Source organism: Micromonospora sp. C28SCA-DRY-2 (genome assembly GCF_030519475.1).
GTDB lineage: Bacteria > Actinomycetota > Actinomycetes > Mycobacteriales > Micromonosporaceae > Micromonospora.
Genome location: NZ_JAUMKD010000004.1, coordinates 182990 through 198054 on the forward strand (window position 1 = coordinate 182990; position 15065 = coordinate 198054).

Consider the following 15065-nt stretch of genomic DNA (forward strand, 5'->3'; position numbering starts at 1 on the left):
CGTGAAGCGGCAGGTATCCCGGGCCGATCGCGCAAGATCGCGGGGAGTTGCCGTCGGGGCCGTACGATCGCAGCCATGACCGGGCACTTCACGGCGCCGGCGGCCGCCCTCGCGGACGAGCTGCCGGACTGGGTGACGCTGCTGCGCGCCCCGAACCCGGGGCCGATGACGCTCGACGGCACCAACACCTGGCTGCTGCGCGCGCCCGGGGCGGACCGGGCGGTGGTGGTCGACCCGGGCCCGGCCGACGAGGAGCACCTGTCCCGGATCGCGGCGCACGGCCCGGTCGCGTTCGTGCTGATCACGCACGGGCACGGCGACCACACCGAGGGCGCCCGCCGGCTGGCCGAGCTGCTCGGCGGGGTGCCGGTCCGCGCCGCCGACCCGGCGCACACCGTCGACGGGCCGCCGCTGGCCGGGCCGGGCGACCGGATCGACGGCGCCGGCCTGGGCATCCGGCTGCTGCCCACGCCCGGGCACACCGGCGACTCGGTCTGCTTCCTGGTCGAGCACGCCGACGAGCGGGCGGTCCTCACCGGCGACACCATCCTGGGCCGGGGCACCACCGTGGTGGCCCACCCGGACGGGCACCTCGGGGACTACCTGACCAGCCTGGAACTGCTCAGCACGTACCGGGGGATCCCGGCGCTGCCGGGCCACGGTCCGGCGCTGGCCGACTGCGGCGCCGCCGCCGAGTTCTACCTCGCCCACCGCCGCGCCCGGCTCGACCAGGTCCGGGCCGCGGTCGACGCCGGCGCCCGCACCCCGGCCGAGGTGGTCGCCGCGGTCTACGCGGACGTGGACCGGTCGCTGTGGTGGGCCGCCGAGTGGTCGGTCCGCGCCCAGCTGGAACATCTCGGGGTCGACGCCGGGGAATCCGACCCCGGGGTGAGCGGGTTGGAGCAAGCGTGACCTGCCCGGTGTGCGGAACCGTCGCCGTACCCGGCGCCCGGTTCTGCCACAACTGCGGGGCCGCCCTGCCGGCCGCCGCGACGCTGCCGGCGGCCGAGCGCCGGGTGGTCACCGTGCTCTTCGGTGACCTGTCCGACTTCACCTCCTGGTCGGAGGACCTCGACCCCGAGCGGGTCGGCGCGGTCACCGACCGGGTGCTGGCCGCGCTGGCCGGCGCGGTGAAGACCTTCGGCGGGCACGTCGACAAGCTGACCGGTGACGGGATCATGGCGGTCTTCGGCGCGCCGGTGGCGCACGAGGACGACGCCGAGCGGGCGGTCCGCGCCGCGCTCTCCATGCAGCGCGCGGTCCGCCGGGTGCTCGACGACGAGCGCGGCGGCGGCGCTCCGCTCGGCCTGCGGGTCGGCCTCAACACCGGCGACGTGATCGCCGGCATCCAGGCCGCCATCGAGTACACGGTCATCGGCGACACCGTGAACACCGCCGCCCGGCTCGCCGACGCCGCCGCCGTGGGCGCGATCTACGCCGGGGCGCGCACCTCCGCCGCCACCCGGCACGTCGCCTCCTGGCGGGCACTGCGTCCGCTGCGGCTCAAGGGCAAGCGGGAGCCGGTCGAGGCGTACGAGCTGCTCGGTCTCCTGGACGCTCCGGGCACCCGGTCGGGCCTCGGCGACGAGGCGCCGTTCGTGGGCCGGGAGACCGAGATCGGCCGGGTCGCCGGCCGGCTCGCCGAGGTGATCGACCGGGGCGAGCCCCGGGTGCTGCTGATGACCGCCGAGGCGGGGATCGGCAAGTCCCGGTTCGCCGCCGAGGTGGAACGCCTCGCCGCCGGCTACGACGTGGGCGCCGGCCGGTACGCCGCGCACACCGGCGCCCGGGTGCTCTCGGTGCGCTGTGCCGCGTTCGGCGAACGGCGCCGGCTCGCCCCGCTGGCCGACCTGGTCCGGGCCGCGGTCGGCCTGCCCGGCGACGCCGCCACCGCGGTCACCCGGCCGGCCGTGGAGGAGCGGCTGCGTCGGCTCGGGCAGCGGCTCGGCCGCACCGGCGAACCGGTCCCGATCGCCAGCGACCAGCTGCTGGCCCTGCTCGGCTACGCCGAACTGCCCGCCGGCGGGCCGAGCGAGCAGGGCGAGTGGGGCGCCACCCAGCCGCCCGTCGACGCCGACGCGGTGCCGAACGCGGTCGCCGACCTGCTCAGCGCGCTCGCCCAGGAGGCGCCGCTGGTGATCGTCGTGGACGACCTGCACGACGCCACCGCCGAGACCATCCGGTCCCTCGGGGTCACCCTGTCCCGGCTCGCCGGGCCGGTGCTGGTACTGCTGCTGGGCCGGCCGGAGCTGGTGCGGACCGCGGGCGCGCTGACCCGGGTGGCCGACGCCGAGGTGCACGCGCTGCCGCCGCTGCGCGGCGCCGACGCCGCCCGGCTGCTCACCAGCTACCTGGGCGGCGGCAAGCTGCCCCAGGCGGACGCCGACCGGCTGCTCGCCACCGCCCAGGGCAACCCGTTCTACCTGGCCGAACTGGTCACCCTGCTGATGGAGCGCGGGGCGCTGACCGCGGTGGCCGACCGGAGCGCCCCGAGCCCGGGGCGCTGGCGGCTGGTGCCCGGCTCGCTGGGCAGCCGGCTGCTCTCCCGCGACCTGGCCGCCGTGCTGGCGGCCCGGATCGACGCGCTGCCGGCCGAGGCGCGCTCGGTGCTGCGGGACGCCGCGGTGGTCGGCGACACCGTGCCGGAGGGCGCGCTGGAGGCGCTGCGCGAACAGCGCGCCGGGCTGGCCGGCCGGCCCGCGGCGGTGGCCGCGGTCGAGCTGGAGCGGGCCGTCGAGGAGCTGCTGCAACGGCGGATGCTGCACCGCACCCGCACCGGCTACGCCTTCGCCACCCCGCTGATGCGGGAGGCCGCGTACGCCGGGGTGAGCAAGGCCGAGCTGGCCGAGCGGCACGCCGCGCTGGCCCGCTGGGCGAGCCTCGCACCGGCGGACGGTTCGGCGCCGCCGGGCGGGTTCACCGAGCCGGCCCGGGACGACTTCGTGGCCGAACACGTGGAGCGGGCGGCCGCGCTGGCCGACGCCGTCGGGCTGCGGCCGGACGCGCCGGCCCGCGCGGTGGTGCCGCTCGGCGTGGCCGCGCTCGGCCGGGCCGCCCGCCGGTCCCTGCACCTCGGTGAGCCGGCGCTGGCCGTCGAGTACGCAGACCGGGCCGCCGAACTCGGCCGGGACGGGGTGCCGCCGGCCGACCGGGTGGTACACGCCCGGGCGCTGCTCCAGGTCGGCCGGCCCGCCGACGCGCTCGCCTTCGCCGAGAAGATCGCCGCGAACGCCGGCGACGAGGCGGGGGTGCGCGCCAGCGCGCTGCTGCTCGCCGGTCAGGCGCACCAGACCATGGGCGACCAGGCGCGGGCGGAGTCCTGCTGGCACGAGGCGTTGCAGGTGGCCACCGCCGCCGACCTGCCCGCGCTGCGCGCGTCGGCGATGCGCCGGCTGGGGATGGCCGACTTCATCGCCGGGCGGCTGGGCCAGGCGAGCAGCCGGCTGGCCGCCTCGTACCAGGTCAGCCGGGCGGTGGGCGACCGCCGGGGGCAGGCCTGGTCGTTGCAGAACCTGGCCTGGGTGACCACCACCCGGGGCGACTTCGCCGGCGCGGACGCGGTGCTCGGCCGGGCCGCCCGGCTCTTCGCCGAGCTGAAGGACCCGTACGGGCGGGCCTGGCTGCGCGGCACCACCGCGTTCGCCCGGCTGCTCGCCGGCCGGCTCCGGGAGGCGGACCGGTTGGCGCGGGTCTTCCTGCCCTTCGGCGAGCGGGTCGGCGAGGCGTGGGCGGTCGGGACCCTCCGCGCGGTCGAGGCGTTCGCCACCGCGGAACTCGGCGAGCTGGCCGACGCGGACCGGGAGGCCCGCCGGGCGTACCGGGAGTTCGCCGCCGCCTCCGACGACTGGGGACGCGGGTTCGCGCTGGTCGTCCGGGGGGTGGTGGCCCGTGGGCTGGGCGAGCCGGAGCACGCCGCCGACCTGCTCACCGACGCGCTGTCGTACGCCCACCGGACGTCGCACCCGCTGCTCACCGGGATGGCCGGCACGCTGCGCGGGTTCGTGGCGCTGGACCTGGGCGACGGGCCCGCCGCCGAGCGGGACGCCCGGGCCGTGCTGACCGCCGTCGAGCCGCACAACCCGCAGGCGCCCGCCCAGGTGGGGCCCCGGGTGCTGCTGGCCATGGCCCGGCTGGCGGCCGGCGACCCGGCCACCGCCGTCGGGCTGCTCGCCCCGGTGGCCACCGCTGCCGCGAACAGCCCGTCGCTGCTCTTCTCGCGCCGCCAGACGATGGCCCGGTACGCCTCCGCGCTGCTCGCCCACGGCCAGCGGGACCAGGCGCTGGACTGGGCCCGGCGGGCGGTCCTCGCCCCGGCGGAGGACGTGCGCAGTCAGGTGGTCGCGGCGAGCGTGCTGGCCGAGGCGCTGGCCGCCTGCGGCCGGCCGGTGGAGGCGCTGGCCTGCGCCGAGGAGGCGGTGCGGCTGGCGTACGCCACGGAGCAGCGCAGCGAGCGGGCCGCCGCCGACGCGCTCCTCGCCCGCCTGGGCCCCGGCTGACCGGTCGCCGGCGCACCGGCCGCCGGGCGGGCCGGGTCGGGCGGTGCGGCGCGCCGGGTTCGACACGCCGCGAAGGCGGGCCGGTGGGATGCGGGATTGTGGCGGTTCTGCCGATGTGCCCGGCGGGGCCGGCCGCTAGCCTGTCAGGTCCGTGCGGCGTCCACAGTGGCGGCCGTACCTGCCTTGGGGAGGGCCGTCATGAGGCTGCCGCGTTCGGTTGCCGGCTGGACGATCGCGGTCTTCGGCGTGCTGGCGCTGCTCATGGGCGCGGTCGGGCTGCTCTGGCCGGAGGCGCTGCTGCGGATGCTCGGGTTCGAGGTGCCGGCGCAGCGGGCGGCCGGCGACCACACCGGCACCTTCCTGATGGCCTCGTCGATGGCCTCGTTCAACATGGGGGTCTACTACCTGCTCGCCACGGCCACCGAGTGGCGCGCGTTCTACCGGTTCACGGTGGTCTTCCGGCTGGTCACCTTCACCGTCTTCAGCATCGCCGTGCTGGCCGACATCGCCCCGGCGCGGTTCTTCGGGGTGGCCGCCTGGGAGGGCGCGGGGGCGGTGGCGACCGCCGTCGGGCTCTGGTGGGACGCCCGCCGGTCGGGCTCCGCCGAGCCGTCCGCGCCGGCCGAGGCCACGCCCGCCCCGGACACGGTGCACTGAGCGCCCCGCCCGGTTGGGTATTTTCGAGACCGTGACCGACACCCCGCCCGGCGCCCTGCCGACGCCCATCGTGCCCGGTCTGACCGATTTGCGGGTCTTTGCCAGGGGTGGCTACGCGACCGTCTACCGGGCCACCCAGATCTCGGTCGGTCGCGAGGTGGCGGTCAAGGTGGAGAACCGCACGCTGGACAGCGAGCGGGACCAGGCCCGGTTCCTGCGCGAGGCGCGCGCCGCCGGCCGGATGTCGTCGCACCCGCACGTGGTCGACCTCTTCGACGTCGGGGTCACCGTCGACCAGCACCCCTATTTGATCATGGAGCTCTGCGACGGGTCGTACGCCGAACGGATGCGCACCTCGCCGCTCGGCCCGGTGGAGGCCCGCGACCTCGGGGTCAAGATCGCAGACGCGATCGCCCACTCGCACGCGGCGGGCGTGCTGCACCGCGACGTGAAGCCGGCGAACATCCTCTACTCGCACTTCAACTCGGCGGTGCTGGCCGACTTCGGGCTGGCCGTACTGGGTGAGATGCGGGACGCCTCGGTCGCCCTGGAAGTGCTCACCCCGGCGTACGCGCCACCGGAGATGTTCAACCACAGCCCGCCGTCCCCGGCGGTCGACGTCTACGCCCTCTGCGCCACCCTCTACGCGGTGATGCACGGCCGGCCGCCCCGCTGGCAGTCCGAGCGGAACCCGAGCCTGGTCACCGTGCTGGAGATGTTCCACCAGCCGATCCCCGGCCTGCCGGGCGTGCCCGACGAGCTGGTCGAGGTGCTCCGCGCCGGGATGGCCAACGACCCGGCCGACCGGCCCTCCGCGGCCGAACTGCGCGGCCTGCTCGCCAGCCTGCCGCTGGAGGGCGCCGGTGCCCCGCCCGGCGGCGCGCCCGCCGCCGGCGCCCCGCTGGCCGGCGGCCCCACCCCGACCGGGCAGCACCCGGCCGGCCGGTTCAGCCGGCCCGCTCCCCGCGGGCCGGTCGACGATGCCCACCCCACCGTGCCCACCACCACCGGCCGGCGCTGGCGGCGGCGCTGGTTCCTCGGCGGCGCCGGGGTGCTCGCCCTGGCCGGCTCGGCCACCGCCGGGGCCTGGGTGGCCGGCGGCGCGCCCGCGCCGACCCCGTCCGCGACGGTGGAGACGGTGGCGGCCACCCCCGCCGTGCTGCCCGGGTGCGCCGACGGCGCGGCCGAGTTGCCCGACGGCGCGCGCTGCGGCGCCGAACTGGAGTGCTTCGGCCCGGTGCAGGTACGCGGCAAGCGCGCCGCGGCCGACCGGGTGCCCTGCGACGGCCAGCACACCTGGGAGAGCTACGCCGAGGGCGACCTGCCGGCCACCCTGCTCGGCGCCGGGTACGCCGAGATCAGCGCGGACCCGGCGGTCCGCCGGGTGTGCAACGAGACCACCTTCCGGCTCACCAGCGGGATCGCCCAGCCGGCCGGGTGGAACCTGGAGGTGCTGCCGCCGGCCGGGACCGACGCCGACCGCACCTACCGCTGCCTGGCCGGGCGAGGGCTGGACGCGCTCGCCTCGCCCACCCTCACCGGTCGCTGAACCGGTCCCGGTGCCGCTCCCGCATCGCCCGCACCGCGTCGAGGTTGTCCAGCGTCTCCAGGGTGTCGGCGTCGATGCCGTACAGCCCGTCCGCCGGCTGCCCCGCCGCCGTCGTGGCGTCGGACTCGGCGTCGTCGCGCTGCCGGACGGCGGTCAGCGACACGCCCGCGACGGTGGCGGACAGGACGCAGAGCAGCGCCAGCACCACCCCGACGAGATCCTGCCGACGCCAGAGGACCAGCGTCACCAGCAGCGCGACGGCGACCGTCGCGGCGACCGCCGCCACCGTCCGCGCGTCCGGGCCGGGCACCCTCATCCGTCCAGCATGTATCCGCCGGGCCGCCTGTCAACCACCGCCGCCTTCCGCGCCACCCGTCGACCGATGGCGGCACCCGGCCGGCGCGGGAAGGGCGGCTACCATCCACTGGGGATCTTCCCGTCGACGCTGAGGAGCGCTGTGACCCGACTGGGCCGGATCGTCGCGGTACCGCTGGTGGCGGTGGGCCTGCTGGCCGCCTGTGGTGACGGGTCGACGCCGGCGGTGACGCCCTCGACCGCCAGTGCGCCGGCCGGCACGCCGTCGAACGCCGCGCCGTCGAGTGCCGGGCCGCTCAGCATCGACCAGGCCATCGCCCGGTTCGTCGCCGAGCGGTACGGCCCGGACGTCCGGTACGTCGGCCGCTGCGCTGTCGTGGAGCCCGGTACGCGTGGCGTCTGCGCGCTGCCGAAGGCCACCGTGGACGGTGGCGAGGTGTACGGGATCGGCGCGCCGTTCAGCGAGATCGACGCCTTCCTGCTGCTGGACGACAACGCCGGCGACTGGCGGGTGGTCGACTCGTACGTCCCGGACTTCCCGTCGGACGGCTCGTCGACCGGGCCGGTGCCCGCCTGGTTCGCCCAGGTCGACTGACCGGCTCCGGCCGCACCGGTGTTCGGCTGAGGCGACGCGACGCGCGAGGCCCCCGAGCCGGGCTGGCGCGGCGCGACCCGTCGAGGGCGGGTAACAACAGCGTCGATCGCGAAGAATTCGTTACCCCGATTCCGGTGATGTCGGCTTTGTCCGTGTTTCGTGGGGCGCACTTCATAGCCAGACGTCTCTAGAGTGGCGGGGGTCGAGCCCGGCTCGACCTGTCCCGTCGTCCACCGGAAGGCGTCCACATGCCACGACGAACCCGGTCTCTGGCCGCAGCAGGAATCGCCGGCGTTCTCCTCGCCGGCTCGGCGGTCACCCCGGCCGCCGCCGCACCCTCCCCCAGTGGCTGGGGGCGTCCGGTCGTCACCGACCGGACCAGTCCCGCCGAGGCGCGCCGGGTCGACCGCGTGCCCACGCCCGACCTGGACTGGTACGCCTGCTACGACTACGCCGAGTGCGCCACCGTCCGGCTGCCGCTGGACTACGACCGGCCGAACGGCGCCACCACCGAGGTCGCCCTGCTCCGGGTGAAGGCGCGCGACCAGCAGAACCGGATCGGCAGCCTGTTCCTCAACCCGGGCGGCCCCGGCGGCTCCGGCACCGACATCGCGCTCGCCGCGCCGTACTTCCTCAGCGACTCGCTGCTGGACCGGTTCGACGTGGTCGGCGTCGACCCGCGCGGCGTGGCCGCCAGCGAGCAGGTGCGCTGCTTCCCGTCGGTCAAGGACCAGACCCGGGCGTACGCCGGGCTGAACGTCGCCTTCCCGTGGACGAGGGCCGAGGAGCAGGCGTACGTCGCCTCCTCGGAGGCGGTGGGCCGGGGCTGCTCCACCACCGGCCGGCCGCTGAGCGGGGCGATGTCCACCGCCGAGGTCGCCCGCGACATGGACGTGCTCCGCCGCGCCGTCGGCGACCGCAAGCTCACCTTCCTGGGCTTCAGCTACGGCAGCGCACTCGGGCAGTACTACGCCAACATGTTCCCCGACCGGTTCCGGGCGCTGGTGATCGACGGGGTGCTCGACCCGCAGGCGTGGGTCGGTCGGGGCAAGGCGCGCGGGGAGGTCCAGGAGGACCGGCTGCGCAGCGCGCAGGGCGCGTACCGGGCGCTGCGCGAGATCATGACCCGGTGCGACGCGGCCGGCGCGGACGCCTGCCCGCTGGCCGCCGGTGACCCGATGGCCTCGTTCGAGCTGGTGGCCCAGCGGCTGCGGGCGAAGCCGCTGGTGATCGAGGACCCCGACCTCGGCTCGGTCACGGTCAGCTACGCCGACTTCGTCGGTGCCACCCTCGGCGCGCTGTACGACCCGGCCGGCTACGCGCAGGTGGTCGGCCTCACCGCGGAACTGCTGGTGCTCACCGACCCGCAGGCCGTCACGGCCGCCCGGGAGCGGGCCCGCGCCGCGGTGCTGCGGCTCGCCGCCCAGGCCCGCCAGCAGCGCGCGTTCGACTTCCCGTACGACAACAGCTTGGAGACCTTCCTCGGGGTGGACTGCACCGACGGGTACCACCCGGCGGACGCCGACTCGTGGCCGGCCCGGGCGGCCCGGGCCGACCGGCGCGACCCGTACTTCGGTCGGCTCTGGGCCTGGGCCACCTCGCCCTGCGCCCGGGACACCTGGACGGTGCGCGACGAGGACGCCTACACCGGGCCGTTCGACCGGCGCACCGGCGCTCCGGTGCTGGTGGTCGGCAACTACTGGGACCCGGCGACCAACTACCGGGGCGCGGTCAGCTCGGCGAGGCTGCTGCCGAACAGTCGCCTGCTGAGCAGCGACAGCTGGGGCCACACCGCGTACGGGACGTCGGCCTGCGCCACCGGGGCGATCGACGCGTACCTGATCTCCGGGGCGTTGCCGGCCCGGGGCACGGTCTGCACGGGTGACGTGCAGCCGTTCGCCGACCCGGCGCCCCCGGCCACCGACCGGGCGGAGCGCACCAAGAGCGCGCTGGCCGGGCAGGTCGCGCCGCGCCGCGGCGAGCCCAAGCGGCTCCCGCCGGTGGTCCCGCCGCTGCCGGCGGTCGGCACGCTGACCGCCCGCTGAGACCCGGGGGCGTTGTCTGTCGACCGTGGACCGCTGTCGCTACGCTCGGTGTCCCGCCCGCTCCGTTCCGCAGCGAGGTTCCGATGAACGCACCGGTCACCGGCTCCCGGGTCCGCTCGATCGCCACCACCCTGGCCGTGGCGCTGACCCTGACCCTGGCGGCGGCGGCCGGCTGCGACAGCCGGCAGGAGTCGGACCTGCCCTCGGTGCAGGAGAAGCTGCGCGAGACGCACATCTACGGCCAGGCGAAGCTGCGGATCGGGGTGGCCACCAACGAGCCGCTGATGGGCGAGCTGCGCAACGGGGTGTACACCGGCTTCGACGTCGAGATCGCCCGCTACATCGCCGCCTCCCTCGGCTACGAGGGCGACCAGCGGCTGGAGTTCGTCCCGGTCTCCACCGAGGACCGCATCCCGGCCCTCCAGGGCGGCATGGTCGACCTGGTGGTCTCCACCTTCTCCATCACCGAGGAGCGCAAGAAGCTGGTCAGCTTCGCCGGGCCGTACTTCGTCACCACCCAGGAGGTGATGGTCCCGCTCCGGCTGAAGGACCGGATCCGCACCATCGAGGACCTCCGCGACCCGACGTACAAGGTCTGTACCAGCGGCGGCTCCACCACCGAGGCGGAGTTGGAGAAACACCAGGTCAAGGCACTGGTGGTGAAGGACGTGGGGGACTGCGTCACGGGCATCCGGGCCGGCCGGTACGACGCGGTCAGCTCCGACGAGGCCATCCTCGCCGGCTTCCTGGCCCGGTTCCCGACCGAGTTCGAGATCGTCGACATGCCCTTCGGCACCAGCGAGATGCTCGGCATCGGCGTGCCGATCGGCGACCCGGCGCTGCGCGACCTGGTCGCGTTCTTCCTGCACAAGAGCTACCAGCAGGGGCGGGACGGGCAGACCAGCCCGTGGCTGACCGCGTACAACCGGACGCTGGGCCCGTGGCTGCGGGCGGAGAAGCGGCAACCGCAGCCGCTCGACGTACCGAAGCTGGTCGACTTCGACGACAAGGCGCCACGCCGATGAGCGCGGCGCCGGCCACCGCCACCGGCGGCCCGGACGCCGGCGGCCCGGTCCCCACCCCGCGCGATCCCACCCCGTCCGGCGCGCCACCGGACGCCACCCCGCCGGGCCGCCCTGCCAAGGAACCCGCCCGGCCCGATCCCGCCGGCTCCGACCAGGCCGAGCGGCGCGCCCGGGCCAGCCAGTCGTTCTGGACGGCGGTGGTCGGCGTGCCGGCGGTCTTCTCCGTGCTCCGGCTCGGGGTGGAGGCCGGCGGCGAGTTGCAGACGACCCTGCTGCTGGTGGCGAACGTCGGACCGGTGAACCTGCTGGCCGGGTTCCTCACCACCGCGGCCCGGCTGCTCACCACCGCCCTGGTCGCCGTCTTCGCCCTGGGCGCGGTGCTGGGGGCCAGCGTGGACCGGTTGCCGCCGGGCCGCCGGCGCCGCCCGCTCTTCGCCCGCTGGTCGGAGATCACCCCGGCCTGGTTCGTCGCGGCGAGCTTCCTGCTCGCCCTGGTCACCTGGCCGCTGCTCTACCTGCCGCTGCTGGTGCCCGCGGCGGCCGCCGCCTTCCAGTTCACCCCCGAACGGCTGCACGAGCGGCCCGGCCCGCGCGTGCTGATCGTCGCGGCCCTGTTCGGCGGCTACCTGTGGCTGCTGCTGCCGACCCTGCGGGACGCCTGGAGTCAGGGCGAACCGCTGCCGGTGCTGCTGCTCGTCGTACCGCCGCTGCTCGCGCTCGCCATCGCGGGGCCGCTGCCCGGGGCGGTGATCCGGCCGCTCGCCTCGGTCACCCAGGCCGCCGTGCTGGCCATGCTGGTCTGGGCGGCGCTGCCGGTGATCAGCACGCCGGTGCTCCCGCTCACCGTGACCACCGTCGGCAGCGGGTCCGGCGCCACCGAGGACGTGCGCGGGCACGTGGTGACCACCGACGACGTGAACATGGTGATCCTCCAGGAGCAGGGCGGCGTCCGGTACGTGCCGGTCGACCAGGTACGCGGCCAGGTGCTCTGCCCGAGCGAGGAGGAACTGCCCCGGCACCGGCTGCGGATCCACGACTTCCACGTGGAGGACTCGCTGCTGGAGGGGCTGGGCCGGCGGGTCCGTCCGGTGCACCGGATCGACGCCGCCTGCCGAGCGGTGGGCTGAGCGCCGGCCTCACCTCGCCGGCCTCACCTCGCCGGCGCCCGGCCGGCCGCTCAGTAGGACTTGTCCTGGCCGAGGACGTGCTGGGCGACGAAGTTGAGGATCATCTCCCGGCTGACCGGGGCGATCCGGCCGGCCCGGACCGCGCCGAGCAGGGTGGCCACGCCGTACTCGGTGGTCATGCCGGCGCCGCCGTGCACCTGGACGGCGGTGTCCACGGCCAGCGCGGCGGCCTCGCCGGTGGCGTACTTGGCCATGTTGCCGGCCACCCCGGCCTCCAGGTCGCGCCCGGCGTCGTAGAGGCTGGCCGCCTTGTAGATCATCAGCCGGGCCAGTTCCACCTGCACCGCGGCGTGCGCCAGCGGGTGCGACACCCCCTGGTGCGAGCCGATGCTCCGGCCGCCCCAGACCTTGCGGCTGGCGGTGTACTCCGAGGCGCGCTCGATGGCGTACCGGCCGGTGCCGGCGCCCATCGCGGCGACCGTGATCCGCTCCGGGTTCAGCCCGGCGAAGAGCGCCGGCAGGCCGGCGTCGAGCGACTGGCCGACCAGCGCGTCGGCGGGCAGCCGCACGTCGTCCAGGTAGAGCAGGAACTGGTTCTCCGGGGAGAGGATCTCCATGTCCAGCTTGGACCAGGTCAGCCCGGGCGCGTCGGTCGGCACGACGAACAGCGCTGGCTTGAGCTTCCCGCTCGCCGCGTCCTCGGTGCGGGCCACCACCAGCACGTGCCCGGCCTCGTCGACGCCGGAGATGTAGCACTTGCGGCCGGAGACCACCCAGTCGTCGCCGTCCCGGCGGGCCACCGTGCCGAGCCGGTGGAAGTTGGAGCCGGCCTCCGGTTCGGTGATCGCGAAGACGATCTTCTGTGAGCCGTCGGCGAGGCCGGGCAGGTAGCGCTTGCGTTGCTCGTCGGTGCCGTGCCGCGTGATCACGGTGGCCGCGATGGCGGGCGAGACCACCAGCAGCAGCAGCGGGCAGCCGGCCGCGGCCAGTTCCTCGCAGACCAGGGCCAGCTCGGTGATGCCGCCGCCGCCACCGCCGTACTCGGTGGGGATGTTGACGCCGAGGTAGCCGAGCCGGCCGGCCTCGTGCCACAGCTCGGTGGTGTGCTCGCCGGCCTTGGCCTTCTCCACGAAGTACCGGTGGCCGTACCGCCGGCCGAGCGACCGGACGGCGTCGCGCAACTGCTCCTGCTCCGGGGTGAGGTCGAAGTTCATCGCGGGGCCTCCAGATCGGGGTCGACCACTGCCAGCACGGCGCCGGTGTCGACCTGGCCGCCGGCGGGCACCGGCAGGTCGGCCACCACGCCGTCGGTCGGGGCGAGCACGGGGTGTTCGAGCTTCATCGCTTCCAGGGTGAGCAGCAGCTCGCCGGCGGCGACCCGCCGGCCGACCTCCACGTGCAGCCGGGTCACCGTGCCGGGCAGCGGGGCAACCAGCGAGCCGGCGGCCAGCTCCGCGGTGGGCAGCGGGAAGCGGGGCAGCTCGGTCAGGCTCGCCGCCCCGTCCGGGCCGTCCACGAAGACCTCCGACCCCACCCGGTGTACGCGGTACGCCCGCCGCACCCCGGCCACGTCCAGCACGACCCGCCCGGGGGTGGCCTCGACCAGCGTCACGGTCGGCCGCGCGGCACCGTCGCCCGGTTCGCCGGCCCTCGCCCCGGCGCCGTCGACCACCGCCACCGACCACTCGGCCAGCGCGCCGCCGCGGTCGAAGCGGTAGCGGACCTCGATCTCGTCGTCTCCCCGGGCGTAGCGGACGACCTGCGGGACGGCCGGGACGTTCCGCCACCCGGAGGGGAGGCCGGCGAGCACCGGCGCGGCGGCGCGGCGTTCGGCGGCCCCGGCGAGGGCCGCCACCAGCGCGGCCACCGGAACCTGGTCGGCGGGTAGCAGCGGCGCGAACACCTCGGGATGCCGGTCCAGGAAGCCGGTGTCGACGTCGACGGCGGCGAACTCGGGGCTGCGCAGGATCCGGACCAGCAGGTCCCGGTTGGTGGCCACGCCGTGCAGCTCGGCCCGGGCCAGCGCGCCGGCCAGGGCGCGGGCCGCCTCGGCGCGGGTGGGCGCCCAGGCGATCACCTTCGCGAGCATCGAGTCGTAGTGGACGCCCACCACCGAGCCGTCGACCACGCCGGAGTCCAGCCGCAGGCCCGGTCCGGCCAGCGGCCCGAACTCGACGGCCACGCCGGGCAGCGCGAACCGCCGCAGGGTGCCGGTCGCCGGCCGGTAGCCCCGGGCCGGGTCCTCGGCGCAGAGGCGTACCTCGATCGCGTGGCCCGCGGCCGGCGGAGCCGCCGCCACCGGCAGCGGCTCGCCCTCGGCGACGAGCAGTTGCAGCCGGACCAGGTCCAGCCCGGTGGTCAGCTCGGTGACCGGGTGTTCGACCTGGAGGCGGGTGTTCATCTCCAGGAAGTGGATGTCGCCGTCGGGGGAGAGCAGGAACTCGACGGTCCCGGCCCCGACGTAGTCGACAGTCCGCCCGGCGGCCACCGCCGCCTCGCGCAGCCGCTGCCGCACCTCGTCGGGGAGGACACCGGGCGCCTCCTCGACGATCTTCTGGTGCCGGCGCTGGATCGAGCAGTCGCGTTCGCCCAGCGCCACCACCGTGCCGTGGGTGTCGCCGAAGATCTGCACCTCGACGTGCCGGCCCCGTTCGACGTACCGCTCGATGAAGACAGTGCCGTCGCCGAACGCGGCGGCCGCCTCGCGGCGCGCGGAGGCGACGGCCTCGGCCAGCCCGGCGGCGTCGCGGACCACCCGCATGCCGCGCCCGCCGCCGCCCGCGGACGCCTTCACCAGCACCGGGAAGGCGGTCACCTGGTCCGGGTCGGTCCAGGTGGGCAGCATCGGCACGCCGGCGTCGGCGAGCAGCGCCTTCGCGGCCATCTTGTCGCCCATCGCGGCGATCGCCTTGGCGGGCGGGCCGACCCAGGTGAGTCCGGCGTCGGCGACCGCGGCGGCGAACTCCGCGCTCTCGGCGAGGAAGCCGTAGCCGGGGTGCACGGCGTCCGCACCGGCCCGGCGGGCCGCGTCGAGGACGAGGTCGATCCGCAGGTACGTCTCGGCGGGCGTGTTCCCGGGCAGCCGTACGGCCAGGTCGGCCTCGGCGACGAAGGGCGCGTCGGCGTCCGCGTCGGAGTGCACGGCGACCGTCTCCACGCCGAGCGCCCGGCAGCTGGCGAAGATCCGGCGGGCGATCTCACCCCGGTTGGCGACCAGCAGTCTCTCGATCATCCTCGCTGAGCCCTTCTTTTGTTC

General features: G+C 75.9%; 11 protein-coding genes. 8 read left to right on the forward strand and 3 right to left on the reverse strand.

What is annotated here, in order from left to right; genetic code table 11:
* Positions 1-75 precede the first annotated feature (75 nt).
* The 4 genes from Q3W71_RS18450 to Q3W71_RS18465 all read left to right on the forward strand — a co-directional run bounded on the left by Q3W71_RS18450 (position 76) and on the right by Q3W71_RS18465 (position 6702).
* The gene (locus tag Q3W71_RS18450) at positions 76-912 is read left to right on the forward strand and encodes an MBL fold metallo-hydrolase (RefSeq protein ID WP_302920587.1); all 837 of its coding nucleotides are present in this window, start codon (positions 76-78) and stop codon (positions 910-912) included.
* Positions 909-4496 (forward strand): adenylate/guanylate cyclase domain-containing protein, encoded by a 3588-nt coding sequence (locus Q3W71_RS18455; protein WP_302920588.1) that lies wholly within the window; start codon positions 909-911, stop codon positions 4494-4496. The genes Q3W71_RS18450 and Q3W71_RS18455 overlap by 4 nt, the downstream gene beginning before the upstream one ends.
* A gap of 198 nt (positions 4497-4694) precedes the next feature.
* Positions 4695-5153, forward strand: coding sequence for a hypothetical protein (locus Q3W71_RS18460; RefSeq protein WP_302920589.1), 459 nt, complete (start codon positions 4695-4697; stop codon positions 5151-5153).
* Between the two features lie 31 nt (positions 5154-5184).
* Positions 5185-6702, forward strand: a complete 1518-nt coding sequence (locus tag Q3W71_RS18465; RefSeq protein ID WP_302920590.1) for a serine/threonine-protein kinase — start codon at positions 5185-5187, stop codon at positions 6700-6702.
* On the opposite strand, the gene Q3W71_RS18470 is transcribed toward Q3W71_RS18465, so the two are convergent.
* Positions 6689-7018 carry a hypothetical protein gene (locus Q3W71_RS18470; RefSeq protein WP_302920591.1) on the reverse strand — a complete coding sequence of 110 codons (330 nt, stop codon included), beginning with the start codon at positions 7016-7018 and terminating at the stop codon, positions 6689-6691. The genes Q3W71_RS18465 and Q3W71_RS18470 overlap by 14 nt on opposite strands.
* A 141-nt stretch (positions 7019-7159) precedes the next feature.
* Between Q3W71_RS18470 and Q3W71_RS18475 the strand changes: the two genes are divergently transcribed.
* The 4 genes from Q3W71_RS18475 (at position 7160) to Q3W71_RS18490 (ending at position 11809) form a co-directional block, all read left to right on the forward strand.
* Positions 7160-7612 carry a hypothetical protein gene (locus Q3W71_RS18475; protein WP_302920592.1) on the forward strand — a complete coding sequence of 151 codons (453 nt, stop codon included), beginning with the start codon at positions 7160-7162 and terminating at the stop codon, positions 7610-7612.
* Positions 7613-7860: 248 nt separating this feature from the next.
* Complete coding sequence (locus tag Q3W71_RS18480; RefSeq protein WP_302920593.1) at positions 7861-9657, forward strand: alpha/beta hydrolase; 1797 nt, start codon at positions 7861-7863, stop codon at positions 9655-9657.
* 83 nt (positions 9658-9740) lie between these two features.
* A complete protein-coding gene (locus tag Q3W71_RS18485; RefSeq protein WP_302920594.1) occupies positions 9741-10682 on the forward strand; it encodes a transporter substrate-binding domain-containing protein in 942 nt (313 codons plus the stop codon).
* The gene (locus Q3W71_RS18490; RefSeq protein WP_302920595.1) at positions 10679-11809 is read left to right on the forward strand and encodes a hypothetical protein; all 1131 of its coding nucleotides are present in this window, start codon (positions 10679-10681) and stop codon (positions 11807-11809) included. The genes Q3W71_RS18485 and Q3W71_RS18490 overlap by 4 nt, the downstream gene beginning before the upstream one ends.
* Before the next feature lie 50 nt (positions 11810-11859).
* On the opposite strand, the gene Q3W71_RS18495 is transcribed toward Q3W71_RS18490, so the two are convergent.
* Positions 11860-13023: an acyl-CoA dehydrogenase family protein gene (locus Q3W71_RS18495; protein WP_302920596.1), complete on the reverse strand. Its 1164-nt coding sequence runs from the start codon at positions 13021-13023 to the stop codon at positions 11860-11862.
* Positions 13020-15041 carry a biotin carboxylase N-terminal domain-containing protein gene (locus tag Q3W71_RS18500; RefSeq protein WP_302920597.1) on the reverse strand — a complete coding sequence of 674 codons (2022 nt, stop codon included), beginning with the start codon at positions 15039-15041 and terminating at the stop codon, positions 13020-13022. Before Q3W71_RS18500 ends, Q3W71_RS18495 begins: the two co-directional genes overlap by 4 nt.
* Between the last annotated feature and the right edge of the window lie 24 nt (positions 15042-15065).

Coding starts and splice junctions, on each gene's coding strand:
- Q3W71_RS18450 (WP_302920587.1), top strand. CDS start 76: ATGACCGGGCACTTCACGGCGCCGGCGGCCGCCCTCGCGGACGAGCTG.
- Q3W71_RS18460 (WP_302920589.1), top strand. CDS start 4,695: ATGAGGCTGCCGCGTTCGGTTGCCGGCTGGACGATCGCGGTCTTCGGC.
- Q3W71_RS18470 (WP_302920591.1), bottom strand. CDS start 7,018: ATGAGGGTGCCCGGCCCGGACGCGCGGACGGTGGCGGCGGTCGCCGCG.
- Q3W71_RS18480 (WP_302920593.1), top strand. CDS start 7,861: ATGCCACGACGAACCCGGTCTCTGGCCGCAGCAGGAATCGCCGGCGTT.
- Q3W71_RS18485 (WP_302920594.1), top strand. CDS start 9,741: ATGAACGCACCGGTCACCGGCTCCCGGGTCCGCTCGATCGCCACCACC.
- Q3W71_RS18490 (WP_302920595.1), top strand. CDS start 10,679: ATGAGCGCGGCGCCGGCCACCGCCACCGGCGGCCCGGACGCCGGCGGC.
- Q3W71_RS18495 (WP_302920596.1), bottom strand. CDS start 13,023: ATGAACTTCGACCTCACCCCGGAGCAGGAGCAGTTGCGCGACGCCGTC.
- Q3W71_RS18500 (WP_302920597.1), bottom strand. CDS start 15,041: ATGATCGAGAGACTGCTGGTCGCCAACCGGGGTGAGATCGCCCGCCGG.